Source organism: Candidatus Magnetominusculus dajiuhuensis (assembly GCF_046044395.1).
GTDB classification, from domain to species: Bacteria; Nitrospirota; Thermodesulfovibrionia; order Thermodesulfovibrionales; family Magnetobacteriaceae; genus Magnetominusculus; species Magnetominusculus dajiuhuensis.
In genome coordinates, this window is record NZ_JBJUSG010000045.1 from 1 (window position 1) to 24,524 (window position 24,524).

Annotated in this window: 21 protein-coding genes and 1 riboswitch; of the genes, 7 read left to right on the forward strand and 14 right to left on the reverse strand. The window is 47.9% G+C overall.

Features of this window, described 5'->3' with window-relative positions:
* The first annotated feature begins 417 nt into the window (after nt 1–417).
* Nucleotides 418–999, forward strand: a complete 582-nt coding sequence (locus tag AB7D94_RS07860; protein ID WP_420265227.1) for a hypothetical protein — start codon at nt 418–420, stop codon at nt 997–999.
* Nucleotides 1,000–1,069: 70 nt separating this feature from the next.
* Here AB7D94_RS07860 and AB7D94_RS07865 read toward each other — a convergent pair whose 3' ends face one another.
* Together AB7D94_RS07865 and AB7D94_RS07870 are read right to left on the reverse strand one after the other, a co-directional pair.
* Nucleotides 1,070–3,196: an SPOR domain-containing protein gene (locus AB7D94_RS07865; RefSeq protein ID WP_420265228.1), complete on the reverse strand. Its 2,127-nt coding sequence runs from the start codon at nt 3,194–3,196 to the stop codon at nt 1,070–1,072.
* 190 nt (nt 3,197–3,386) lie between these two features.
* Nucleotides 3,387–4,085, reverse strand: a complete 699-nt coding sequence (locus tag AB7D94_RS07870; RefSeq protein ID WP_420265229.1) for a sugar transferase — start codon at nt 4,083–4,085, stop codon at nt 3,387–3,389.
* 341 nt (nt 4,086–4,426) lie between these two features.
* Here AB7D94_RS07870 and AB7D94_RS07875 point away from each other — a divergent pair, with 341 nt between their 5' ends.
* The 3 genes from AB7D94_RS07875 to AB7D94_RS07885 all read left to right on the forward strand — a co-directional run bounded on the left by AB7D94_RS07875 (nt 4,427) and on the right by AB7D94_RS07885 (nt 9,313).
* On the forward strand, nt 4,427–5,053 hold the full coding sequence (locus AB7D94_RS07875; RefSeq protein ID WP_420265230.1) for a class I SAM-dependent methyltransferase: 627 nt from the start codon (nt 4,427–4,429) through the stop codon (nt 5,051–5,053).
* 115 nt (nt 5,054–5,168) lie between these two features.
* Nucleotides 5,169–5,744, forward strand: a complete 576-nt coding sequence (locus AB7D94_RS07880) for a hypothetical protein (protein ID WP_420265231.1) — start codon at nt 5,169–5,171, stop codon at nt 5,742–5,744.
* A 65-nt stretch (nt 5,745–5,809) separates the two neighbouring features.
* Complete coding sequence (locus AB7D94_RS07885; protein ID WP_420265232.1) at nt 5,810–9,313, forward strand: phosphohistidine-like domain-containing protein; 3,504 nt, start codon at nt 5,810–5,812, stop codon at nt 9,311–9,313.
* Between the two features lie 104 nt (nt 9,314–9,417).
* Here the strand turns inward: AB7D94_RS07885 and AB7D94_RS07890 are convergent, their stop codons facing one another.
* The 5 genes from AB7D94_RS07890 to AB7D94_RS07910 form a co-directional block, all read right to left on the reverse strand.
* The gene (locus tag AB7D94_RS07890) at nt 9,418–9,756 is read right to left on the reverse strand and encodes a BrnA antitoxin family protein (protein WP_420265233.1); all 339 of its coding nucleotides are present in this window, start codon (nt 9,754–9,756) and stop codon (nt 9,418–9,420) included.
* Nucleotides 9,719–9,985 (reverse strand): BrnT family toxin, encoded by a 267-nt coding sequence (locus AB7D94_RS07895; RefSeq protein WP_420265234.1) that lies wholly within the window; start codon nt 9,983–9,985, stop codon nt 9,719–9,721. The genes AB7D94_RS07890 and AB7D94_RS07895 overlap by 38 nt, the downstream gene beginning before the upstream one ends.
* Nucleotides 9,986–10,470: 485 nt before the next feature.
* Nucleotides 10,471–12,795: an MtrB/PioB family outer membrane beta-barrel protein gene (locus AB7D94_RS07900; RefSeq protein WP_420265235.1), complete on the reverse strand. Its 2,325-nt coding sequence runs from the start codon at nt 12,793–12,795 to the stop codon at nt 10,471–10,473.
* A 31-nt stretch (nt 12,796–12,826) separates the two neighbouring features.
* Nucleotides 12,827–13,840: a DmsE family decaheme c-type cytochrome gene (locus AB7D94_RS07905; protein ID WP_420265236.1), complete on the reverse strand. Its 1,014-nt coding sequence runs from the start codon at nt 13,838–13,840 to the stop codon at nt 12,827–12,829.
* A 48-nt stretch (nt 13,841–13,888) separates the two neighbouring features.
* On the reverse strand, nt 13,889–14,731 hold the full coding sequence (locus AB7D94_RS07910) for a formylglycine-generating enzyme family protein (protein ID WP_420265237.1): 843 nt from the start codon (nt 14,729–14,731) through the stop codon (nt 13,889–13,891).
* A gap of 781 nt (nt 14,732–15,512) precedes the next feature.
* Here AB7D94_RS07910 and AB7D94_RS07915 point away from each other — a divergent pair.
* From AB7D94_RS07915 to uvrC, 3 genes are all read left to right on the forward strand, one after another.
* Nucleotides 15,513–17,102 carry a sensor histidine kinase gene (locus AB7D94_RS07915; RefSeq protein ID WP_420265238.1) on the forward strand — a complete coding sequence of 530 codons (1,590 nt, stop codon included), beginning with the start codon at nt 15,513–15,515 and terminating at the stop codon, nt 17,100–17,102.
* 96 nt (nt 17,103–17,198) lie between these two features.
* The gene (gene prmC, locus AB7D94_RS07920; RefSeq protein ID WP_420265239.1) at nt 17,199–18,053 is read left to right on the forward strand and encodes a peptide chain release factor N(5)-glutamine methyltransferase; all 855 of its coding nucleotides are present in this window, start codon (nt 17,199–17,201) and stop codon (nt 18,051–18,053) included.
* 8 nt (nt 18,054–18,061) lie between these two features.
* Nucleotides 18,062–19,861: an excinuclease ABC subunit UvrC gene (gene uvrC, locus AB7D94_RS07925; RefSeq protein WP_420265240.1), complete on the forward strand. Its 1,800-nt coding sequence runs from the start codon at nt 18,062–18,064 to the stop codon at nt 19,859–19,861.
* A gap of 166 nt (nt 19,862–20,027) precedes the next feature.
* Here uvrC and AB7D94_RS07930 read toward each other — a convergent pair whose 3' ends face one another.
* The 7 genes from AB7D94_RS07930 to AB7D94_RS07960 all read right to left on the reverse strand — a co-directional run bounded on the left by AB7D94_RS07930 (nt 20,028) and on the right by AB7D94_RS07960 (nt 24,165).
* Nucleotides 20,028–20,474: a putative toxin-antitoxin system toxin component, PIN family gene (locus tag AB7D94_RS07930; protein ID WP_420265241.1), complete on the reverse strand. Its 447-nt coding sequence runs from the start codon at nt 20,472–20,474 to the stop codon at nt 20,028–20,030.
* Nucleotides 20,461–20,709 carry a hypothetical protein gene (locus AB7D94_RS07935; protein WP_420265242.1) on the reverse strand — a complete coding sequence of 83 codons (249 nt, stop codon included), beginning with the start codon at nt 20,707–20,709 and terminating at the stop codon, nt 20,461–20,463. The genes AB7D94_RS07930 and AB7D94_RS07935 overlap by 14 nt, the downstream gene beginning before the upstream one ends.
* An 84-nt stretch (nt 20,710–20,793) precedes the next feature.
* Nucleotides 20,794–21,639, reverse strand: coding sequence for an energy-coupling factor ABC transporter ATP-binding protein (locus tag AB7D94_RS07940; protein WP_420265243.1), 846 nt, complete (start codon nt 21,637–21,639; stop codon nt 20,794–20,796).
* The gene (cbiQ, locus tag AB7D94_RS07945; protein WP_420265244.1) at nt 21,636–22,328 is read right to left on the reverse strand and encodes a cobalt ECF transporter T component CbiQ; all 693 of its coding nucleotides are present in this window, start codon (nt 22,326–22,328) and stop codon (nt 21,636–21,638) included. The genes AB7D94_RS07940 and cbiQ overlap by 4 nt, the downstream gene beginning before the upstream one ends.
* 9 nt (nt 22,329–22,337) lie before the next feature.
* Entirely contained in the window at nt 22,338–22,604 is a 267-nt protein-coding gene (locus AB7D94_RS07950) for an energy-coupling factor ABC transporter substrate-binding protein (RefSeq protein WP_420265246.1), read from the reverse strand.
* Nucleotides 22,605–23,342: an energy-coupling factor ABC transporter permease gene (locus AB7D94_RS07955; protein WP_420265247.1), complete on the reverse strand. Its 738-nt coding sequence runs from the start codon at nt 23,340–23,342 to the stop codon at nt 22,605–22,607.
* Nucleotide 23,343: 1 nt separating this feature from the next.
* On the reverse strand, nt 23,344–24,165 hold the full coding sequence (locus AB7D94_RS07960; RefSeq protein WP_420265248.1) for a sirohydrochlorin cobaltochelatase: 822 nt from the start codon (nt 24,163–24,165) through the stop codon (nt 23,344–23,346).
* 60 nt (nt 24,166–24,225) lie between these two features.
* A riboswitch (cobalamin riboswitch) is annotated at nt 24,226–24,420 on the reverse strand.
* Nucleotides 24,421–24,524: the final 104 nt, after the last annotated feature.

The window sequence follows — 24,524 nt, forward strand, 5'->3', positions numbered from 1 at the left end:
GCCTTCCCTACCCCTATTGTCCTTATGCCTCAGAATATGCACAATCATCATGAAATTCCCACTAAAGGGAAGATTCCGGACAAGCCGGAATGACGGAAAGGGACAAGGCTGGAATGATTGCATTAGGTATCCCCCGCTTTATTTTTGTCATTCCGGCTTGTCCGGAATCTGTCCTTATGCCTCAGAATATGCACAATCATCATGAAATTCCCACTAAAGGGAAAATTCCGGACAGGCCGGAATGACGGAAAGGGACAAGGCCGGAATGATTGCATTAGGTATCCCCCGCTTTATTTTTCAAATGCGTTTGCCCTGCATTTTGACGCTTGACATAACACCACTACGTGTTATACAATATAGTTAGGATAACAGAGGGTTGCCGGAGTTGCAGGGTTGATATTGTAACGGAGGTGTGAGATGGCCTCGGTTGGTTCGTTAAACACAAATTCCTTAATTAACGCCTTACAGGGTACGTTCGGCACAGCCACGAATTCCAGTGCCACCGCCGGGGCATCGTCCGGTGCGGGTTCTGCGTCAAACAGCTCAGCCAGCTCCTCCTATCAGGTAAATCTGTCTTCGCTGGCATTAAATCTTATGAGCGGGATTGTCTCAAACACCCTTACAGCGTCACCGTTAGATGCCCTTGGACAGAATATGAGATATCTCAACATGACGACAAAATCCCAGATTAGTCCTACGCTTGCAAATTCCCTTGTTAATCCGGCAATGGTTAATAGCATAAATTTAAACTCTTATCAGTCCCTCTCAAACACCCTTAATTCTCTGTCCGGAACTTCAAACAATGCCAACGCCGTACAGCAATCAGGCCTTCTAAACACTAGTCCCTCAACCGCCAACTCCATTACAGGCACAAATCTCCCTTCAACTACCTCATCTCAGGGCAGTCAACCCGTCGGCAATCAGGCGTTGCAGGCATTCTCGAAGATAGTCAGGGGGTTATTAACAAATCCAAATCCGATTATCAGCCTTACAGGTTAACACCACAGGATTTTATTGGGACTGGGCAGTCGTTGCATATAGAGATAATCCCATCAGGATGGCGTCGGGGCTATGATTTACGAAGGATGGCGTACTTTTTCTTAGAAGCCTTTAGTTTTTTCATCGTTGCCCTGGCGTCTGCTTTATTTTTGTGCTTCCCTGCCAGTACCCTGTAACGCGCAGCACCATGGGGGTCTATTACAGTTAATATGCTGGTGGTATAGCCCTCTTTGCTCATGGAATCAGCGAGTTTTTTCGCGTTTGCCAGGTCTTTGAACGATCCAAGCTGTATGACATATAGGCCTGAGGCAAGTGCATATTCATGTCGTTTGGCGATCAGAATTTTTTCTTTCTTAGCAATCCTGACTTTTCGGGCAACTTTAGCAGGTTCAGGTTGGGGTGCTATCTTTGCGGCAGGCTGCTTTTCCCCCTCTGCGGGGACGATGTCCATGGTCGGTTGGGAGGCGGGTGGCTCAGGTTTTTGAGTCTGCGCCATGTCAGTTGCGGCATATAATTCGCGCTCAGCAATAATATCAAGGGCTCCTTTTTTATTATTAGTCGCTTCCGCATAATCGGGCTTTAGTGAAAGGGCCTTGTCGAACACGCCGACGGCCCCTTTGGGGTCTCCTGTGAGGGCCATAACCACTCCCATGCCGTTGAGGGCTTCGGGCGTCTCTGGTCTTATCTCCAGTGCCTTTTTATAGTTTCCCATGGCCTCATCAAGCTTGTGTTGTCTCAGGAGGATATTTCCATAGGCCACATAGGAATCCACATACTGAGGATTAACTTCGATCCCCTTTTTAAAACACAGTATTGCCTCGTCGAGACTGCCTTTGTTGTCAAGCGCTAAACCCATGTTGTAGTATGCTAAAACAAAGCCGGGCAAAATGACCAGGGCCTTGTCGAACTCCGAAACGGCTTCGTCAAACCGCCCCTCCCTTGAGTATTCGTTGCCCAGATTATACCTGCCCCTTGCCTTAAGGGGGCTTTTTTGTACGACATCTTCCCATAGCGTGACAGGCCTTTGCCAGACCCGGTTTCTTTTGATCGTTGCCACGCATAAGACCACGATTATCATGGCCAGCACAAACTCCGCCTTTATTACAGAAAAAGGTGATATGCGCATTTTACCGATTTCTATAACAGACAGTACCGCTATAAAAAAACCAATTGATGGCAAGTATAGCCGGTGCTCAATTATCAGGTCCATCAGGGGCACCAACCCCGACTGTACTGACAGGGTAATAAAAAACCATAGGATGCCGAAGCCAAAAAGCCTCAAATAGTACTTCTGTTGTCCAGTGGACTTTCCTGAACGGTAAAGCGCATAAAGAGACATCATTATTACAGAGAAGATAACGGCAAAGCCAAATACCACCTTAGTTTGAAAAAAGCTCGTATATAGGGGGTAATCGTAATCAAGATTTTGATCCACAGGAAAAAATAAGAGTCTGATGTAAGTTAGTATAACAGCACACTGAGTTATCAAATATTGATACTGAGGGGTATCTGTGCTGGCCATTTTGTGAGAACTCAAAAGTCTGTGTATATCTCCACTTACAATAGTTAATGGAATTATCAATAATAATAGTACCATAGGTAAAAAAATTATTAACCTGCTTTTTCCCCTTCTTTCGATAAATAAAAACTCTACAACAATCGCAGTTATGGGTATTGTAAAGGCTATTTCTTTTGTCTTCATTGCAAGAAACGCCATCATCAACGAGGTAATATAATAAAAAATATTTTTTGCTGAATGCTCTGTCCTCGCTTTTATATAAAAAATTATGGAAAGCAAATAAAACGTTGTCGCGAGAATTTCGAATCTCTGGACAATATACGTTACCGCCTGAGTTTGAATTGGATGGCTCACAAATAATGCCGAAGCAAAAAATGCCACGCTGCGCAGAGTTCTATCTCCGGTGAAATCCCCAAATAAACGTTTGTTTGCCGTTAGTAGAATAGTTTTGTACATCAAAAAGGAGTTAAATATATGAATAAAAAGGTTAACTATGTGATAGCCCCTGACCGTCAGTCCGTGAAACCAATAGTTGAGGGCAAAAGTTAAATACCCTATATATCTGGATCTAAAACCATAACCGCCATCAGGAATAAGGTGCATAAAACGTTTCAGGTCCTTCACATAAATAGAATCCACTATGTTCTGGTAGTCGTCATAGAGAAAAGGTACGTTCATGCTGTTGTAATATGCGAAAAGTCCTAAGATAAACAAACCGCTTAAATGGAAAAATACTATGAACTGTGAACACTTTTCGTTGCAAGACACGCCACTATTATATAATTCCGGAGGTATTTGTGCAGATACTGTTTTCTTATCCTTGCCGTTTACCATAGTGCGGGATATATTATTATCACTATTTCAGCGCTTATCGTTCACCTCTGTTTTGTCCTGACAAAACGACCCTCAGGGTTGCAAAAATAATGTACAGGTCAATCTTAAATGACATGTTTTGAATGTAATAAAAATCGTACTGTAATTTCTGTGGGACATCGCTTTTTGTATCAGTGTACTTATATTTAACCTGTGCCCATCCGGTAATGCCAGGCTTAACGATATGTCTGAGGTGGTAGTCAGGCAGGCTGGAGTTTAATTGTTTGACGATTTCAACCTGCTCGGGCCTTGGCCCGATTAAGCTCATATCCCCTTTAAGGACATTCCAGAGTTGCGGGAGTTCGTCTGCCCTGACATCTCTTATGATTTTCCCGATCCTTGTCAGCCGGGGGTCGTTTTTTGCGGTAAATGGATTTTCACCCAGGCCATTTGGCTCCCTCATTGACCGAAACTTGTATATTGTAAAAACTTTACCAAGCAGGCCAACCCTCTTTTGCTTAAAAATTGCCGGACCTTTGGAGTCTATTTTTACCAACAATGCCAGTAACAATAAAACCGGCGCAATACTGATAAGTAAAAAAAAGGAAAAAACCTTATCGTACAGTGGTTTTACAAAGGACTGATATAAACCTTTAGGAGGAGATATTTCGTCTCTGGAAGGTACACCAGTGACGCACTTCTGCTCCTCCGTGTGGTCATTGCCATCCACTTGCAGGGTCTCCTTTTCTGTCAATTTTCGTTACCGCCACATCAGGTTCCAGATACGACCCTCTTGCGGGGTTGCCGGGCATCGCCATACATCCCTCTTGCGGGGTTGCTGAATATCGTCGCATTGTCATTGCCAGTAAACCATTCAATATCCATAGACAAACCCTATCGTAGCATTTATTATTCCTTTTTGTAAAATATTACATCGGAGCGAGGGGCGGCAAAACAAAAACTGACTAAAAAAAGATGGCCTTATCGCTGATTCCACCGTCAGATATTGACGAATGGCAGCCAGCGTCGAATTTTCGCCCTTGCTATTTTAGCAAACCCTTGTCTTTGTTGCCTGACTTGTGTTAGTGTATAGATATGAAGTTTAAATTCAAGAATATCATTAAGCAGATGTCTTTTAATACGTTTATTCCTTTTTTTTACCCGATGATGATGCTGCCGCTTAGGGGCTGGAGGAAAAAGGCAATCGGGATGCTTGATTTTCAGACGGGTGACAGGGTTATTATCCCTGGCGTTGGCAGCGGCTACGATTTGTCATATATTCCACACGGCGTTTCGGTTGACGGCGTTGACATCAGCGAAGTAATGCTTGCTATTGCAAGAAACAGAATCCGGCATAATACTAAATCTATCACCCTCCACATAATGGACGCGGAGAACATGGACTTCCCCGCCAACACGTTCGACAAGGCAATCCTAGATCTGTTCATTACGTGCGTAGCTGACCCGCAAAAGGCGTTCTCAGAAATTGTGAGAATTCTTAAGCCAAAGGGAGAAATCCTCGTATACGACCATCTCATCAGAGTTCCCAAATGGGCGGATTCGTTTATGTCCACGATTGATCTCGTGATGAAATACAATTTTTGCACCGTTATCAGAGTATTTGACGACGTCATTAAGGGACAGCCGGTTACAGTCGTCAAGGAGATAAGGGGAGACCCGTTTGGTTTTATAAAGGGCTTTCTGCTTCGTAAAACAGCGTGATATGTACTAACCATCTGCCGCATACATATATATGGCACCGTTACACCGGAGTTATTGTTTGAAATTTATTTTTTTTAATTGACCTTTACATGATTTAATGTTATAATGAGCTATCATGGAAGGCAGCGACAATAGAGGCGGTAACGTTTCCCCTCAGCGGCAGCGCTTTATATTCGCCGACAGGATGAATCTCCTGATAGGGGTTGTCGTAGGGGCAGCGGTGCTGTTGGTTGTTGTCGTTGCAGTTATCTTAACAAAATACTCCGGGCCGATTCAGGGCGCAAACGCCGCTATGACCTATCGGGGCGTCATTGCCTTTTCGGTTGTGTTTCTGAGTTATGGAGTTGCCTCAGTATTTCTCATTGTATTTTTTGCGTACCGGATTCTAAGCCCTTTTAAGCGGCTGCTCATAGATATGGAAGAAATACTCAGGGAGAATGTAAATAAACGCCTCTCTTTGCGTGACAATGATGTTTATTTGGTCAAGACTTTCGTGGTTGGCGTAAACTCTCTCGTAGATAAACTGCAGCAAATGCGCCTCGTCAGAGACGAACTCATCAGCCACATTGATGCGGAGGAAGAACATGTACTTTCCCTTCTCGAACAGGATAATGGACTCAGCGGGAAGGTCAGAGAGGCCGTCTTATCATATCACAAAAAAATTGTCTCCATCGTCAAAGATAAGACCTGACTCAAACTCGTCTTAATAAACCCTGATTGCCATATGCGGGGTACCCCCACGGCAGAAAGATATTAATGCCAACAAATTACGAGCTTATTTTAAAACGGGGCCATAGGATTCTCGCCGTCGAAGAGGACGGCGGGCGGCTGTCTTTGCGGTTATCAGCACAGGGCAAGGACGGGGTGGCTGACAATAAATCTGTGGACTGTATTTTTCACTGGGGCGTGTGCGCGGATAAGTCCACAAAGTGGCAGTTGCCACCGGAGTCCTTTCGCCCGCCAGCAACGAAACCCGCGGGGGGTTCGTCAGTGCAAACACCCTTTACACCAGTCAGCCAGGGCGTCTCCGCCGTTACGTTTGCCCTTAGCGATGATTTACCGTTTACGTCTGTGGAGTTTGTCCTGTTTTTCCCCAATGAGAGGCGATGGGACAACAATAACGGGAAAAATTACCGGATTGAGCTGAAATCGGGGCAAGGCGTAATGTCGGCTTCCCCCGAATTGCCACCCGAATTACCGGCTGTCAACGGCAGCATTGCCGAGCTAAGCCACGTGTTTGACAATGGAACGCGCCTCTATGCGGCAGTTACCAACATAAGCGGCGGCTATGCCCTTGACCTATACACCAGCTCAACCCCGTCGCCGACAAATGTGATGCTGCACTGGGGGGTATCCACGGCCATGGGCGGGGGCTGGCTCGCGCCGCCACCTGAAATATCAGCCACTGAGGGTTCTACGCGACACGGCACCGCAGTGGATTCCCCGTTTGGCCTTACTGAGGGGGGATACGGGCACCTTCATCTGGAATTTCCTGCTGAGTACGCGCCGCAGTTTTTCACGTTTGTCTTATATCTGCCCTCAACCGGCCAATGGCTCAATCGCGGTGGGCAGAATTTCTGTATCCCCATAGCGCCCCAGGCTGGAGGGCGCGCCGACGAAGTTCTGAACGAATATGCCAATGAGATTATAAACGCCGAAATGAGCGGCAACTCATGGACGCTTATGCACAGGTTTAATCTGTGCTACAGGCTCTGTGAGCGGCTTGCAGGGAACACAGACGGCTTTGCGCTGCTTGTTGTCTGGCTGCGCTTCTCGGCACTTAGGCAGCTTGCCTGGCAGAGAAACTACAACACGCAGCCACGCGAGCTAAGCCATGCACAAGACCGCCTGACACTCAAACTTGCGGAGATTTACATTAACACCCCGCAGGTGCGCCCGTTTATCCCGCTGATGCTCATGACGATGGGTCCGGGTGGGGACGGGCAGCGCATCAGAGACGAAATCCTTCAGATAATGCACCGCCACAGGATAAAGGAAGTCTCCGGCCATTTTCTTGAAGAGTGGCATCAGAAGCTCCATAACAATGCCACTTTTGACGATGTGGTAATCTGCGAGGCCTACATTGCCTTCCTTAGAAGCAATGGTGAGCGCGGCAGGTTCTATGAGGTATTAAACAGTGGCGGTGTTACAGAGGAGCGCCTTAGGGGCTTTGAACGGCCGATTCGGACACACCCGGACTTCGTCCCACATCTGAAGGACGCCCTCATACACGATTTTGAGAGCTATTTAAAGACCCTAAAGGCCGTCCACAGTTGCACCGACCTTGACCGTGCGTTAAGCAGCTCTTCCCACCTGTTCGACAACGAGATTAAAAGCGCACTTCATTTTATAGGACAAAACAAAGACGCCTCTGACATGGGCAGGATTAAAGACCTCTTTACTGCCGCCACATGGGTGCGGGGCAGGCTCAGGCAGATGTTGGGCACCGAAAGAGATGTGCATAGGGTGAGGGAGATGCTGCTTCTTGGCCTATCCCTTGCCGAGTTCATCCGCCTGCTGGCAGAGCGCACAGAGCTGCCGGACAAGACGGCGCTCGTTGAGTTTGTCATTCTGGCCGCTGAAAACCTCACGCCCTGCAACAGCCGCATTGACGAGGAACTTCGCCTCTGCGCCGAGCATCTGAGAAGCCTGCCGCCAGTGGACGCTGCCGACTGGGTATTACATGTCCTCAGCGCAAGAGAGCGGCTGCAGCGAATACTCGGTGCCGACATAGAGTGGTATTATAAGCAATTTCAGGGAAAGGCCGAACTCCTCGGACGGGCGTTTAATGCCGCCCCATGGACGATTAATATGTTCACTGAGGAATTGCTTCGCGGGCAGCCGCCCTTTGTCCTTTCGATGCTCTTAAGACGCCTTAATGAGGCGCTCAGAAAGGAATATAACCTCGGTACATGGCAGGTGATAAGTCCTTTTGAGGCCGACGGGAAGGTCGTGGTTGTAGATACGCTCTATCAGATTGCGGACAAGACATTTGACTGCCTGACCGTTGTCATAGCGGGCAAGGTCACGGGCGACGAGGAAATCCCCCGTGGCGTATCCGCCGTAATATCGCCTGATATGACAGATATAGTGTCTCACGTGGCGGTAAGGGCAAGAAACGCGCGCGTACTGTTTGCGACATGTTATGATTCCAAAACATTAGAGTCACTCAGGGCCTTGTCAGGGCGTTACGTCTCACTCACGATAACCTCCGCGGGGGGCGTTGCATTTAATGAGACAACACAACCTTTAGCGTCAGACATGAATAATTCTCAGGGAGAAAGATATGTCCTGAAAGCTCCGCCGTATGAGTTCACCTCGTTCGCGCTGTCTGTGAAGGATGTTAACCGCGCCGCCGCCGGAGGCAAGTCAATGAACCTTGCCGCCCTCAGGGGTAATGTGCCGGACTGGATAAACCTGCCGCCCTCAGTCGTAATCCCATTCGGGGCAATGGAGAAGGTCATCAGCCTTAATCCTGAGATGAATGCCAAATACATGAGGCTGCTAAAAGACGTAACTCCAGAGGTGCTGCCAGGGCTGCGCGCCCTTATTGAGGGGTTGACAATCCCTGAGGAGTTTATGTCTGTCCTCGCAGGGGCTATGTCAGAGGCAGGAGTCTCATATCCGGCGTCTGATGGCCAAAGGGCAGCACAGTGTATAAAAAAGGTATGGGCCTCACTGTGGAACGAACGCGCATACCTGAGCCGCGTAAAGAACTTCGGCGGCAATCCCCACGAAGGCATTTCAATGGCCGTGCTTATTCAGGAGATAGTCAGGGCCGACTACGCGTTTGTAATCCACACGGTAAATCCGGTAACCGGCACGAAGGGCGAGATATTTGCGGAGGTAGTTTTGGGCCTTGGGGAGAGCCTTGTGGGCAACCACCCCGGGCGCGCCCTGAGTTTTACGTGTAAGAAAGATAGCGGCGTCCCGCACGTTGCCGCCTATCCGGGGAAGAGTTTTGGACTTTACGCAGACGGCCTTATCTTTCGCTCCGACTCCAACGTCGAGGACCTGTCGGGGTTTGCCGGTGCGGGGCTATATGATTCAATTACGATGAGAGAGCCAAAGAGCGTTCTGCTTGATTATTCGGCAAGTCCACTCCTCAGAGACGAGGCTTTTAGAAACGAGCTGTTGTCAAGGATAAAAGAGATAGGCACCATAGCCGAGGCGGCCTTCGGCTGCCCGCAAGATATCGAAGGCGCGTACGCCAATGGGCGGTATTATGTGCTGCAGAGCCGCCCGCAGGTTGGGATATAAGCGGTAAGCCAAGGGTAATGCTAACATGCAGGGATAGAAATAACTGTCATCTTCAAGACCGGTTAGGTGTTTGCGCCCGGTCACCTCAAAAACTCATCCACTTGTTATCCCTTGTGGTGATGCTGATGATCTTGCCGTTGCACATAAGACCGCAAAACGGCGTTGATGAGGGATTGGTAGCCTCTGCCGGTCTTACGGAAGTAGTCAAGTATGTCCTTGTCAATTCGCATGTTCAGAACGGCCTTAGGGTGCGGCAACTCTACTGTGACGTTATCCCAATCCATGATCATTTCAGCCTCATCAGAATCAGAGGCAACACAGGCTTCGATCTCTGTCTGTGTCATGCTGGCGGCCTTATCCCAATCGGAAAGCGTCCCCTCACGCTCGACTAGCTCGCTCAATTCCTTATCCGTGTATTTGACGATATGCTCTTTCCTCTCCATCACGCGACCTCCTGAAAGATATTATACGGCGGCGATCTTCCCGCCATGTCCACACAACCGTGTAAAATTTCTCGCCAATAATGGCGATAGAAGCAAAACGGGACTCAGTATTTTTGAAGGCTGGCACATGAACCACTTTTCGACCATCAAACATTAGCCGCGCATTCCGAAAGTCGAGGCGATGTTTATCAAGGTTCTTTTGCCGTTTTGCTTCATCCCACTCAAACATAGTATATTATAGACAATTTGTCTATACATGTCAAGTCGGCATGGGTTGAAAGCATTGGTCTCAATCGTTTTGTCTAGTTTTGGCCTTGCCCGTCTGTCAAGAGACGTGAGGGGGAGGTGTGTGCCCTAGCTCCGTAGGATTTTCACGGTAAAGCTGGAATCCAGTCTTTAAGAAAACGGTGTAAGGACTGGACTGCCGCTCGTAGGCTGGAATAACAGACTTGAAAAAATATAGTTACTTTTATGAACGCAACCTGGTATAAGTTGCTTAGGGGCCAAGCGGCAATAACACAAGAGTAAGTCCATGCCCCTGTAGTTGCCACCAATACCACAATGACGCATTTTTTGCTGAATCTGCCCGTCAATAACATACCAACAAGCGAATATGCCACCAAGTATGCGCCCGCGTACCGGGCGCACCAAAAGAAAAGGAAGGAAACCGTAAACCGATTTCCTTCCTTTGTATTTACTGCGCTTTGTGTCTGTTTAGAACTTGTACGATAATGTCAGGAAGTACAAGTTTGCATTGTACGACGGGTTAGAGTACATCCCCGAAAGATAATTCACGTTGCCGGAGGCATCCGTTATCGTGTAGGTCGAGGGGTAATCATTGTAACCATAGTCGTCATACTTGTAGCGTTCGTATGCGTATCCAACCGTCATCGTTAACGGTTTCATTACCTTCCACGCTATTTTCGCTGAGAGCCTCTCCAGCTTGTAGCTGTCTATGCTGGCAAAACCCATATTGCTCGCATCCTGAAAGGGTACGATGTTTGAAGTGAGGGTGTTGGCAGGGGTGTCCAGCGTGTACTGAGCCGCTGAATTTAAGATATTGAACCCGCCGTTTCCATAGGAATGCACATTGTCATATCCAAGTACCAGCGTTAGCTTCTTGGGAATCAGATAGACATCAACACTCGCTCCAAAATCTACGCTCTTTTCAGTCTGCGTGTAATCCCAGTTGTAGTTGCTCTGGTTCTGCTGCACAACGCCCGTGGCAGAAATAACCGGGCTGTTCGGGTCCTGATTTCCAGCCGCCGCATTGCGGAAGAACTGATATGTCCTGTACTTTTCATACGCGACATATGTGTTCAGCCTTGCGTATTTGCCAAAGGTGTAGCCCGCGTCTATGTAGTACTCATCCGTCCTGGTGTTTATCAGGCCGATCTCGGTATCAGGATAGATGGACTTTTTGTAGTTGTAGCCAAGCCCTATGTCCAGACTTTCGATAGGGTAAAAGTCTAAGCTCGCCTTGATCTTATCCCTTTTCTGAGACCCGGTGTCAAACTCGTTCTTATATGGCGCATATGCGTCTGTTGCTGTCCATATTGTCGCGTCAGGTGAACCATTGCGGTTCATTCTCTCGTAACTCACCTTGGCGGTCACAAAATCAAACCCTGACCATTTCAAGCCAAAATTGTAGATGCTGTCAGACGTAGTGGGAACGTCATACGTCATCTGTCCGCTTGCAAGATAAGGGCTAGCGGCAGTCCCAGTGTTTATGTCAACCGTATTGTGGGTGATGACATAGTTATATCCAGCGGACGCAACTATATGGAACGGCAGCTTGTAGGAAGCCTCAGCTCCGGCTTCACTCTTGTAATAGTCAACCGGTATAAATTGCTCCGCGTTGCCTAATGAGCTTGAAAACTCGGGGTCATCCGAATTATTCTTCAGGCTGCGATACTTGTACCAGGCATTGACGTTGAGATTGGTGATAGGGTTGGAGGTCAGGACAACGTTGTAGGCCTGATTCTCCGCCTTGCCATACCATGTCCATCTCCCTATAGCGGGCGTCCAAACTGGTGTAGGAGTGGCAATAGTCGTGCCAATCAGAGACGAGAGGAAGAAATCCGCCTGAGACGTTGTGTGAGAATTTGACATGCTCGCGTTAATCCTGCTGTTTAGGGGCAGCTCCGCCGACACTTTTAACCCGTATGCAAGGTTCTGGTTACTGGCCGGCAGGGTGTACGTGTCCAATAGCCCAGCTCTGGAGGCTATGCTGGTACTTAGATTGGCGGTGTACACATTCTGGTAGTACATGTCTGTATCGCCGTTGTTGAAATCGGTGTACTGAAGGTACGCCGAAGCGAAAATAGGTTTCGTAGCGTAGCCCACCTCGCCCTTGAACATTGACGTTACATAGTCTACCACCTGAGGGAACTCCGTTATCGGCCCGCTTGATGACTGGCTATTCGTGTTGGACATTGGCCTTGTTCCAGTCCTGTCCACCCTTTCAGCGTTAAAGTCAATGTAGAAAGGCTTCAGGACATCTATTCTTGCCCCGGCGGCCTCTTTCTGCCTGCTGATCTTGTAGTCGAGATCGTTCCAACTCGTGTAGGGCGATGTGCGATAGTTGGGAATAAGGGTCAGGTAGTTGGTACCTGCGCCGTTATAAATGCTCTTGTCGCCTAACGAGTAATTATGCGGGAATTCGCTGTACTCCACGTATGCCTTGAAAATCCCGTACATTCCGCCATCAACCCTGTATTTCTGAGTGTCATAGCCGATATCCTCTGCCTTAAGGTTAATCCAGAAGGTTTCGGTGTCATATTTCAGCGTGATGTCGCCGAACAGGTTGCCTCGATAGTCGTCTCTGTACTCGTTATATTTCGTCGAGTTGCCCTGTAAAGGTCTTAACTGGCCGGACATGGTTATTTCACCGTGCAGATTGGGTATCTTTAAAATACACGCGTCTCCACAGATGTCAGCGGCGTCGCCCTTGCTTGCGCCTGTCGTGTCTTCCGCAACAGCCACGCCAAACGGCAGGAGTATCAAAAAGATTGCGAACAATACTAGCTTTGCTTTCATTGGTAGCCCTCCTATCATTATTTTGTCCATCCTATCTTATAAACCGCTGTCCATAGATTCCAGGACCGTTGCTTCCATGAATTTGAACATGGCAATTCACACAAGCCTTGAGATCGGTTTTGATCATGGTTGAGTAGAATCCAGTCGTGGTTCTGGAGAATGTGGCATAGTTGCTGTAAGGCGTATTACCATGACCGGTACCCTGGTGGCAGTCCTTACAAAGGATTGGCACTCGCGCGGTAAGGAGCCTGGTATGATTGCTGCCATGAGGTGCGTGGCATGTCAGGCAATTCTCTACAACAGGAGGGTGCTCATACATGAACGGACCTCTTTTTTCCGCGTGGCACTTGTAACACAGTTCATTGACGGTGTCGGCCTTCAGCATCTTTGAATTGAACTCACCGTGAGGGTCGTGACAGTCGTTACACAGAACCTTGCCCTCTTTTATAGGATGGTGGGACTGCTTGTTTGACTGCATCTTTATGTCTTTATGGCACTTGAAGCAAAGATCCGGCTGCTTATCCTTTAAGAACTTCTCGTTCTCGCTCAACATGAGCTTATGGCAACTGTCGCAGGAAAGTCCGGCCGATGCGGCGCTGTGTTTGGACATGCTCCAGAATACCTGGGCCTTATTGGCCTGATGGCAAGCGAGACACTTTGCGCTCTTCAGTGCTGGATCTATATTTTTGTCAAAGTTGAATATCTCTACGCCTCTACCACCACCTTTTTCAACGTGCTTGGCACCGGCGCCATGGCAAGTTTCGCAAGCATCCTGGGATTCAGGACCCTTTACATGCGCCTTGGAGTGAGGAGACTTTTTATATTGTTCATAACTATCAGGGTGGCAGCCTTTACATGTCTCGGCGCCAACGAACCCTTCCTTCAGATCGGCTGTTTTTGTGTCGGCTGCTTTCGTCTCTGTAGCCGCTTTCGCTGCCGGTGCTGCACTTGGAGCTGCCGCCTTGTCATCGCCGTACGACGAAAACGCAAATGCAAAGGTAAAGACGACAAGGATCAAAAACTGAACTGCATATCTCTTGCTCATTTATAACCTCCTTTAATGATACTTTTAACTCCTAATTTAAAAAACAATTTACTTCACCATCACAAGACGAAACCCCAGCGAACGATGGCCAAAGGAAGGCGAAACCCCAGCGCGATGCGAGCTTCTCACACCCAAAGGACCGTTACTCCAACCGCCGCCACGCTCAACGCGATACTCGCCGGAACCCTGATATACGGGATTATTTTTCGGGAGCTTGCTGTATGCCTCGGCGCTATAAACGTCCTCAACCCACTCCCACGCATTGCCGAGCATGTCATAAAGCCCAAACGCGTTTGGTTTAAAACTGCCAACCGGTGCCGCGACTAAATTCCCGTCGTCACAGTTAAAAGCCCTCCATTTAGGATATTTTTTCTGTGCGGTGGCGTCTGCCACGTTTGCATATTTGCAGGCCTCGTTGGGATCATTCCCCCAGAAATAGGCCGCGGTTGACCCGGCGCGCGCGGCATATTCCCACTCGGCCTCTGTCGGCAGCCTGTAAGCGTGGCCTGTTTTAGATGAAAGCCACTTCGCGTACTCTACCGCGTCTTCCCATGAGACATTTACTACCGGCTGCTTAGGATCGTCTAAGCTAATACCTTCAAAGGTACCGCTTTTATGGCCGGGACGGAATTTCTTGAACTGATCATTGGTCACTTCATACTTCCCCATTGAAAAATCATTTACGCACACTTCATGGACTGGCCTCTCGTTGGGGTCGCCATCCCCAACAGAGTCCCCCATCTGGAAACATCCGCCCTTAACAGCTACGAACTCAATGCCTGCTGCATTGTCCGTGCCGGCGGTTTCTGCGAAGACGGCGGCTGGATGAGCGGTGAGAAGAACCAGCGACAACACTAAAAACACATTGACAACCAAGACCCTTAAAAACATCTTCAACCTCCTGGTACTTTAATCGTTGATAATTATCCTATCAACACTACAACTACCAAAGCCCCTTAGCTAATCGGCCCAGAGCTCCTTAATATCCCTATCCCAAAAGCTCCTCTTTGCTTTGCATCACAATCGCCCATGGCCACCTTCGGCCACTCCTAATCACTCAGGGCACTCCTGAAAACAAAGCGGACACTGATTCAAAGACACACATTGTTATTACCTGCTATCACCACCCTCTCAAAACCCATAATAGCGCTCCATATTGAGCACCTTCGTTCACTCAAACACCACATACTTTCAAGAAACTACCCGCATTTATCATTTTTTGTGCATTCCCAACGCACCCAACCGCAAAGACTACTCCCCTGTCAATTTCCGTGGTAACTATTATTATTGTTTGTGCGGCAACGCACCCACCCTCACCATCAGAGCACCGCCCGCCGTACCATCCATCGGGCCGCCCGCCTATCTGTAGTGCAACTTTAATCACAGCAAGCACAGTTTACACCAAGAGATTATTCATTGTCAACCCTTATGGGGCTTAGCAAAAAAAAACTACATAAAAAATATGACAGAACTGGAAGCGAAGCATACCGCTGAAAACAGTGGCCATGCAGGGAGCTCCGTCTGTATTTTTTATAGTCGTACTTGTTTAAGTACCTGTAAATTTATTAATATAGAGATGGTGTGCCGCGAGTCAGGCCATGTTAGGCTATGGAGGGCGGTATGTTTAGCGCGTACGCGGTGGTTTTAATGTACTTAATATGGAAACAATCATATGAAAATCTCTGTAAATTTAAAAATTATGGTTTTATTAACCGCCCTTCTGGCGGTGGGTGCCCTGATTTTCTGGTATAAATTTATTTTCCGAACCAACGAGGAGATAATTGCCAAGACTGCGGAGGATGCCGTTTATACCCTTGAGATAATCAGAAATAGCATCAGATATAGCATGATGTCAAACCACAGCGAAGTTGTCCAGAACATATTAGAAAGCACCCCTGCCTCAGGGCTTCACACTGCTATCAGGGTAATAGACCACAAGGGTAACATCAAATTCTCGTCGGATAAAAACGACCTTGGCAAGGCCATACCGTCCAATTCAATGATTTGCAAGGAGTGCCACAATATTGACAGCAAGGTCATTCTTAAAAATACCGGCAGGAATTACTTCTTTACCGACAGTGAAAGCAGCGGCCACGCGCTCAAGGCCTTCATACCCGTAAAGAACGAACCCGCGTGTTCGTCTGCCGCATGTCACGTCCACCCACCGGAAGCCACAATAAACGGCATCATTGAGGCGGGGTTTCCCATGGCTCAGTTAGATAAAAAATTCAGGGATAAAAATCTCGATGTCTTTATACTTGGAATTGTTTTTCTTGCCCTGATTGCTGCGACCCTGTATGTACTGATGTTGAAACTGGTAATCAAGCCGGTGATATTAATATCCGAGGGCATAAGGATGATAACGAGGGGCTACTACGGCCATCCGATAGACGTTCGCATGGAAGATGAGATAGGCGCGTTAGGGCAGGCCTACAACGACATGACAAAAGAGCTAAAGGCGGGGAAAAACGAACTTGAGGAAAAGACAAGGGCGCTTTCTGAGATAATGGAGCAGAAATCCCTTGAAATCAGAAAGACTCAGAAGCAGTACATGTACACGGAAAAGCTGGCCTCTTTGGGCAGAATGGCGGCGAGTGTGGCTCATGAACTAAACAGTCCTCTTACGGGCATAATCGTATTTGCGAGGTTATTATTAAAACGAGTCCCCCCTGATAACAAGGCCGACCAGGATGACCTGAAGGTCATAGTTGAACAGGCCGAGAAGTGCTCTAACATCATAGCCGTGTTGCTTGGATATTCAAGGACAATCCCCTCGGACAACCTTGCCATGGATGTCAATAGCGCGATAGAAAACGCCTTAAATATCCTCAAAAATCAGTCAAAGTTTTATAATGTTGCGGTAGAGAGACAGCTTGACACGATACTGCCGCGCATACATGGCGACCAGTCTCAAATTGAGCAGGTATTTATCAATCTTCTTATTAATGCCTCAGACGCGATGAACAACAAGGGGAAGATATTTATCAGGACAAGGAGTTTTACCGAGGATACCAACGAGTATGTCGAGATAGAATTCACAGACACCGGCCCCGGCATACCCATAGACTATCTCGAAAAGATATTCGAGCCATTTTATACAACAAAACCGGAGGGAAAGGGCACCGGACTGGGACTGGCCGTGAGCAAGGGTATAGTTCAAAACGCGGGAGGCCGCATATTTGTCAAAAGCAAGGCCGGCGAGGGCGCAAGTTTCTTCATACATCTGCCAATAAGTAATACCAAGTTGCAGACAGAGGAGTAATCGGAGCATCCTTCGACAAGCTCAGGATGATTCGATTGTTATATAAAGAATCTTATTTATATGATTGCAACTTGGTATAAGGTATAAAACCCCTCTATGAGATACCTTGTTGACAAACTCAGGGAAATAACCACCAGACTAAGAAACGTCGGCATCAGGGACGCGGAAAGGGAAGCTGAGGCACTGCTGTGCCTGGCCCTGAACATAAACAAGGCCGCCCTCTACTGCCATGACCTCATCGAAATCTCAAACGAAGCCTCCTCCGCCAGCAAACTCGATTCCATGATAGCCCGCAGACTTGCCCGGCAACCCTTTCAGTACATCGCCGGAGAGACCGAGTTCTTAGGGCTGTCTTTAGCTGTCGGGACGGGCGTACTAATTCCCCGGCCTGAGACCGAGCTGCTTGTTGAGATAGTCACCGGTATTATCAAGGTCAAGCACAAGCCAACACTCAATGTGCTTGACCTATGCACCGGCAGCGGCTGTATCGCCCTTGCGCTGGCGAAGCAATTTCCAACCTCTGTCGTCCACGCGGTTGACATATCGGAGATTGCCATAAGGTACGCCGCCGCAAACGCCGCCACAAACAACATTAATAATATCACTTTCCACACCGGCAGCCTGTATGGTCCTGTGCAAACCCATACCTTCGACGTAATCGTATCCAATCCCCCGTACATTAAGACCTTTGATATAGCCCTTCTTGAGCCTGAAATTCGCCTTTATGAACCTGTTGAGGCCCTTGATGGGGGGCAGGACGGTCTGCATTTCTACAAAAAAATCATCACCGGCGCGGCAGGACGCCTGTCCGAAGGCGGTATAATGGCATTTGAGCTTGGCGACACATTAGCTGCCGCAGTTATGGAAATTGCCAGCGAGGCGGGCTACAGCAAACTCACCCTCAAGTCCGATTACTCATCAACAGAGCGATTTCTGATAATAAATGAATAGGATAACCAATGGATAAACCACCTGAAAAACTCTCCATCACGCCGCCCCTTCCCGGCGTTTATCTATTTAAAAATGCAAAAGAGAAAATACTTTATGTTGGCAAGGCGAGAAGTCTGAGAAACCGGCTGAGGAGTTATTTTCACAAAAGCATCTCAGGAGATTTACGAAAATCCGCCCTTGTTGATGAGGCCACTGACTTCTCCTTCGTCGTCACACAAAACGAGATAGAGGCACTGGCGCTTGAGTCCAACTTCATTAAGCAGTACAGGCCGAAGTATAACGTCATCTTAAAAGACGACAAGAACTATCCCTATCTGAAGATAACCGTGACCCAGCAGTGGCCGGGGATTGAGGTAGTGCGGCGGTTTGACCACGGCGGCGACATATATATAGGGCCATACGTTTCATCACGTGGCATGAGGGAAACCCTCGACTTCATCAGAAAGTATTTCCACGTCAGGACGTGCAAGTATAAAATCGAAAATCTCAAGAGGCCATGCGTGGAGTATCAGATAGGACACTGCGGCGCGCCATGCGTCGGCCTTATAAGCGGAGAGGACTACATGGCGGCGGTCAATGAGGTGATAGATTTTCTAAAAGGCGACAATCAAACCATCCTTGCCAACCTCACCCAGTCCATGACCGCCCACTCAGACGCCCTCCGGTACGAAAAGGCCGCCATAGTACGAGATAAAATCGCGGCGATACGTGAAACATGGGAGACGCAGAAGGTTATAGACCCGGCGCTCGCCGATTCGGACGTAATTGGATATTACGGCACAGGCAGCGAGGGCATGTTTAACGTATTTTTCATACGAAACGGGGTATTAGCTGCAGTGAAGGACTTCCACATAAAAGACCTGAAGGGGCTGTCCTATAAGCAATTGCTCTATACATTTATTGAGCAGTTCTACAATAAAGACATCATCCCGCCAGAGCGCATAATAGTGGCTCAGAAACCAGCGCAGCCGGGCACGCTGAGGGCATGGCTGAAAAAAAGAAAAGGAAGCCCGGTAGACATAATCATCCCGCCCCCCGGCACACCCACCGACATCCTGACTATGGCCAACGAAACCGCGAAGAGAAACCTGTCCTTAAAGCGCGGCTCTCCAGACATTGCAATCATGTCAGAGCTGGCTCAAAGACTAAACCTGTCTGCCCCGCCCACTGATATAGGCGCGTTTGATGTCTCCACAATATCTGGGAGCGAATCGGCGGGTGCGTTTATACGCTGGCGGGATGGGCGCTTCGCGAAGGACTCCTACCGCCGCCTTAAAATCAAAACCGTTACGGGAGTGGACGACTATTCGATGATGACCGAAATATTTATGCGCGTCGCAAAAAACCTAGGAGATGAATTTCCCCACCTGCTTGTCATAGATGGAGGGAAGGGGCAGCTTGAAAGCGCCCTAAGCGCATTGCGGCAATTGAACGCCGAAGGCCTATTTGTTGATAACGCTATCGCCATCATCTCAATAGCCAAGAATCCAGACAGGGTATTTATTCCGGGCGCGCTGAGGGGGATAAGCCTTGAGGATGGCTCGCAGTCTTCGCTGTTTCTCAAGCGAATCAGGGACGAGGTACACAGATTCGCAATCACCTATCACAGAAAACTCAGAGAGCAGCGAATGAAACGCTCCCCGCTTGAGAATATTAAGGGCATATCGAAAAAGAGACGGCTTGAGCTGCTGAGACACTTTGACAGCATAGAGGCGATTCGGGCGGCAAAGCCCGAAGAAATATCGTCACTAAAAGGCTTTAATGCAAAGCTCGCGGCAAAAATCCTCGCCGAGTTACAAATCCCCTGAAAATACAGGTCAAGGAGGGTTACCCTCCTTGCGGGAGTTTGAGGGCAGCGCCCTCAATGTCGCTAATCAGTTCATCCCTGAAACGCGGGACATTTCCGCCATCCTTCAATGGGCCGCGCCTGATGAGCCATTCATGTTACGAGGGTGTGGTTGGTGACGGCGGAATTTATGTCACATCCAGCTCTTGGGATGTGATGATTTGCATAAATGTGGCTGCGTTTACTATCTGTATGCCTTTATAGTGTTTAAGTGTAAGCAAATGCACATCTCCTGAGATTATATAATCCGCTTCACCCTCGATGGCGCATGAGAGGAACTTGTCGTCTGCTGGGTCTGCCTTGATATGCTCGACTTTTATTTTCTCCCCGGTAATGACTGTTCCCTCATAGAGAAAAGACGTTATGCCGTTTAGGATATCCTCATCCAGATGATATTTTGTGTAAATATGTTCCCTGTGAATCACGTTCAGAATCTCGTGATTTATAGAGAAGGAAGTAACCACCCTGAACAGTTCTTTACGTGCGGCATTCAGAACTTTATATGGCGAACCTTTGGGCGATATGATACCACTTACGAAGACATTCGTGTCTATGACAGCCCTAATTCCTGACACCAGACCTTACTTCAGCTATAGCCGCGTTTACATCCGATAAGACCTCTGTTTCAGTAAATTCGTCGTTACTCTTAGCAATCTCATTTAGAGAGTACCCGAACATCTCCTGCCATGTCGTGACTTTTTCACGTTCGAGCTTCTTTTTTATCATTATTTTTTCGTCAGGGCCAAGCTGCTCAATTATCACAAGAAGCTGCTGGAAAGGAATTTCAAGTTTTACATTATTTGCAGCCACATTAAGCCTCCTCTAAGTTATTTCACTATTATTATATGCACATTCCGGTGAAAAAACCAACCTAAAAATACAGGTCAAGGAGGGTTACCCTCCTTGCGGGAGTTTGAGGGCCGCGCCCTCAATGCCTCTAATCAGTTCATCCCTGAAACGCGGTACATTTCCTCCTTCTTTCAATAATCCCCGTCTTATAAGCCGTTGATATACCTCAAGGACTACCGGCTTATAAAGAAACGACGACCTGAGTAATTGTTCGTCTGAGAATATTTCTATCGGCGTACCAATTCCAGCTACTGCGCCTTCCTTCATAACGATAACGCGGTCGGCCCACTCGTAGGCCAAATCTATGTCGTGGGTTGACATTATCAGCGTTACTCCCCTTTTGTTCAGCCTTGAAAATATATCAATGACTTGTTCCCTGTGGACATGGTCAAGACCGGCAATCGGCTCATCTAATACGATTACCTGCGGCTCCATTGCTATTACACCGGCAATAGCGGCAAGTTTCTTCTGCCCGTGGCTTAGAAAGTGCGTGGGGCGCTCCTTTAGTTCATAAATCCCGCACGCAGTTAGAGAATCATCAACCCTTCTTTTTACTTCTTCAAGGGATAAGCCCAAATTCATCGGGCCAAAGGATACATCCTCTGCTACGGTGGCCGAAAATAGTTGAACCTCCGGGTCCTGAAATACCGCGCCGACGCGCCTCCTTAGATTAGACAGCGCCTTGCGATCGTATGTAATTTCCACGCCGTCGTAGAGAATCTTCCCGCTCAATGGCCGCAATATCCCGTTTAAATGAAGCAAAAACGTGGTCTTACCGGCACCGTTTGCCCCTAACAGCGCATACTTCAAACCTCTTTCAATACGCAGTGAAACATTATTTAGGGCGATAACGCTGTCATATTTGAATGTGACGCCTTTTGCTTCTATCATCCTGAGCCTATTACGATTAAAAAAATGTCAATGACTGTGATTGCGGCGATATTGACCGCTGAAGATTTAAAAACTCTTTGCATGACGTTCAGCTCGCCGGTGAATCCGCGCGATTCAAGGGCTGTGTTCAGGTAGTCAGCCTGCCTGAGCATTCGCGCAAACAGACTTGAAATCAATATCCCCATTGAACGATACGAGTTCTTTATTCCATCATAACCCAGACGCGAAGACTGCGCGGTACGGGTCTTTTGCATAATATCCATAAATACAAAGATAAACCTGTACGTCAGGCCCATCAACTCAATAATAATTGAAGGCACGCGGACTTTCCTGAGTACCGGCAATATATCGGCGGCGGGGGTTGTCAGAATCAAAAAATAAAAACAGGAAATTGCGGCAAACGCCCGAAAAAATACAAACACCGCCCCCTTCAAATCCACAGCGCCATACGCGACGGCAACACTCCCCAGGAAAACAAAGACAAACGCCTTAAATATAATTCCCACGTAATACCCAAGGGGAATCCTCGCCAGAAATAAAACCGCCCCTGCCATTATCATAAAAACAATTAAATGTACCGCCGTTGAGCCGCTGATTAAAGCTATAACCATACATGAGAATGAAAATACGAGCTTCTCAACCGGATGAACGTCCCTGAGGGCATTAGAATAGGCGAATCTATCCGGCATCGTTGTAAGTTAGCGCTTCCTTCGTTTACGCATGATATAAAAAAAGATAAACCCCGCCCCTATGGATGCCTGAAATACGAAGAGAAGCGTTTCAGTTGCCTTACTCGGACTCCAAAACGGTTCAGCCCACCGCACATAACCAGAGTTGATATCCTTTATGACCAACTCGGCCTTGTCGTCGGTGCCCATCACATCGGACGTCATACTAATCAAGGCCGGAGCTAATGCGATTAAAATAAATAATATAACCAACGAGATATTTTTTCTCGTAAACATTCAGGCCTCCCCTCTTGACAGAATTTTGAGTTCTTCGGCGCTATTGGCAGTTAAGTAATTATATACCAATACGGTTAAAATTCCCTCAGCGATGGCAATGGGGACTTGAGTAACGGCAAATACGGCCAAAAATTTTATAAAAGAGCCGGTAATTCCGCTGCTTTGAGATGGAAACGCCAGCGCAAGCTGAAACGCCGTCACAACGTATGTAGCCAAATCCCCCAACGCCGCCGCTAAAAACACAGAAAGCCAGACAGGTACCTTCGCCTTTTTTAATGAAGTATACAAAACATAAGAGACTATCGGCCCAACAACCGCCATAGAAAACACATTCGCGCCAAAGGTCGAAATCCCCCCGTGGGCAAGCAACAGCGCCTGAAATATCAGGACAATCCCACCAAGAACGCTCATCACAGCCGGGCCAAAAACAATCGCGCCAAGCCCAACCCCCGTCGGATGTGAACAGCTCCCCATCACCGAGGGAATCTTCATAGCCGACAGAACAAATACAAACGCGCCGCAAAGCCCAAGCAGCAATTTCAATTTCGTGTTATCCCGCGTCGCCCTCTTGGCCATCATAACCCCGTAAATCAAAAACGGTATCGAACAGATATACCAAAACGCACACCAGTTGAAAGGTAAAAACCCCTCCATAATGTGCATGGCATAGGCAGATTGCGGGATAAGAATCAGCAACGCCGCTACCACGCCAATATATCTAAAAACAAACATCTTCATTCTAGTAGTAATAGAGCAAATTAAATGCCCGTTCAATGCGGTTAATAAATGCACGGCGCACCTCTTCGTAAAACCCCAGGGATTTGATAAAGCTGCCGCCCTCATGTACAACGCTGAGATAGTCAACCTCAAGGCCAAGGGATTCCAACTCCGCCCTGAGACTTTGAGCCTCGCCCAATAAGTCTTTCTCCACATGCAGGCCAGAGACATACAGCAGAGGAATCAGCCTCGCCTTTTTAACTGATGCCATAGCGGCAATCTTCCCAAGCAAGATGTCCAACGATGGCATCCCGTCAATGGTGGCAAAATAACAATTCTGAAATTTTTGCGTCAAATAGCAATCAAGCCCCTGATAGAGGATATTCGCGGGATCAGCACAAAGTGGCGTACCGTGAGCCACAGTAATGTTGATACCATCAGGGATGAAATCCCGCGCCACAGCAGACATAACCTCAACAACGAACTGCCACCTATGAAGCAGTGTCTCACCCATAGCAATACGCAAACCGGGGAAATTAACACACATCTCCATAAGTTCCTGATACTCGGTACCGGGGACAATTTGAAGAGGCTGGACAACGGCCTTTCTGTAACCCTGCCCTTCCAGTGAGGCGAGCGCCTGAAGGACGCCCGGTGAGCCGGTCTTCTCTCTGACGATTTCAGATGTATATGCCCATACGATATGAGTCTCAGGAAAGTGTGCCCTAACATCAGAGTCGAATATATCGTATGCCGCCCTGCCCCTTGAAGTCGTACCGAACGCGGCGATAACCAGGGCGGGAGATTCCCTGAGATTCCGTTTCTTCAGCTTTCTCTCTTTCATAGCAGAAAAAACGCCGAACTTGAACTAATTACTTGCATCCACCAAGACATATGCCATCCACCCTCGTGATTTCACTGGACAGGTCTTCCGGCTCAGGGCGCACCTACTAACCCGCCTTCCCAAGACATATCACTCACACACACGGCAAGAGACAATCTCAGTGGCAAATACACAGGGCTTTCGTTCCCATCACGGCTGCGGGGCAGCGGAAGTCTCACACTTCTCTTCCCTTATATCCAGCTAAACTTAAATACTAACAAGAAGATAACACGACAGGCAGTGTAAAATCAACGCCGATTTTTTTGATTGTCGTACCAAAGTAGAAATGTCCTATTCTTACCAAAATAGAAATGTCCTAT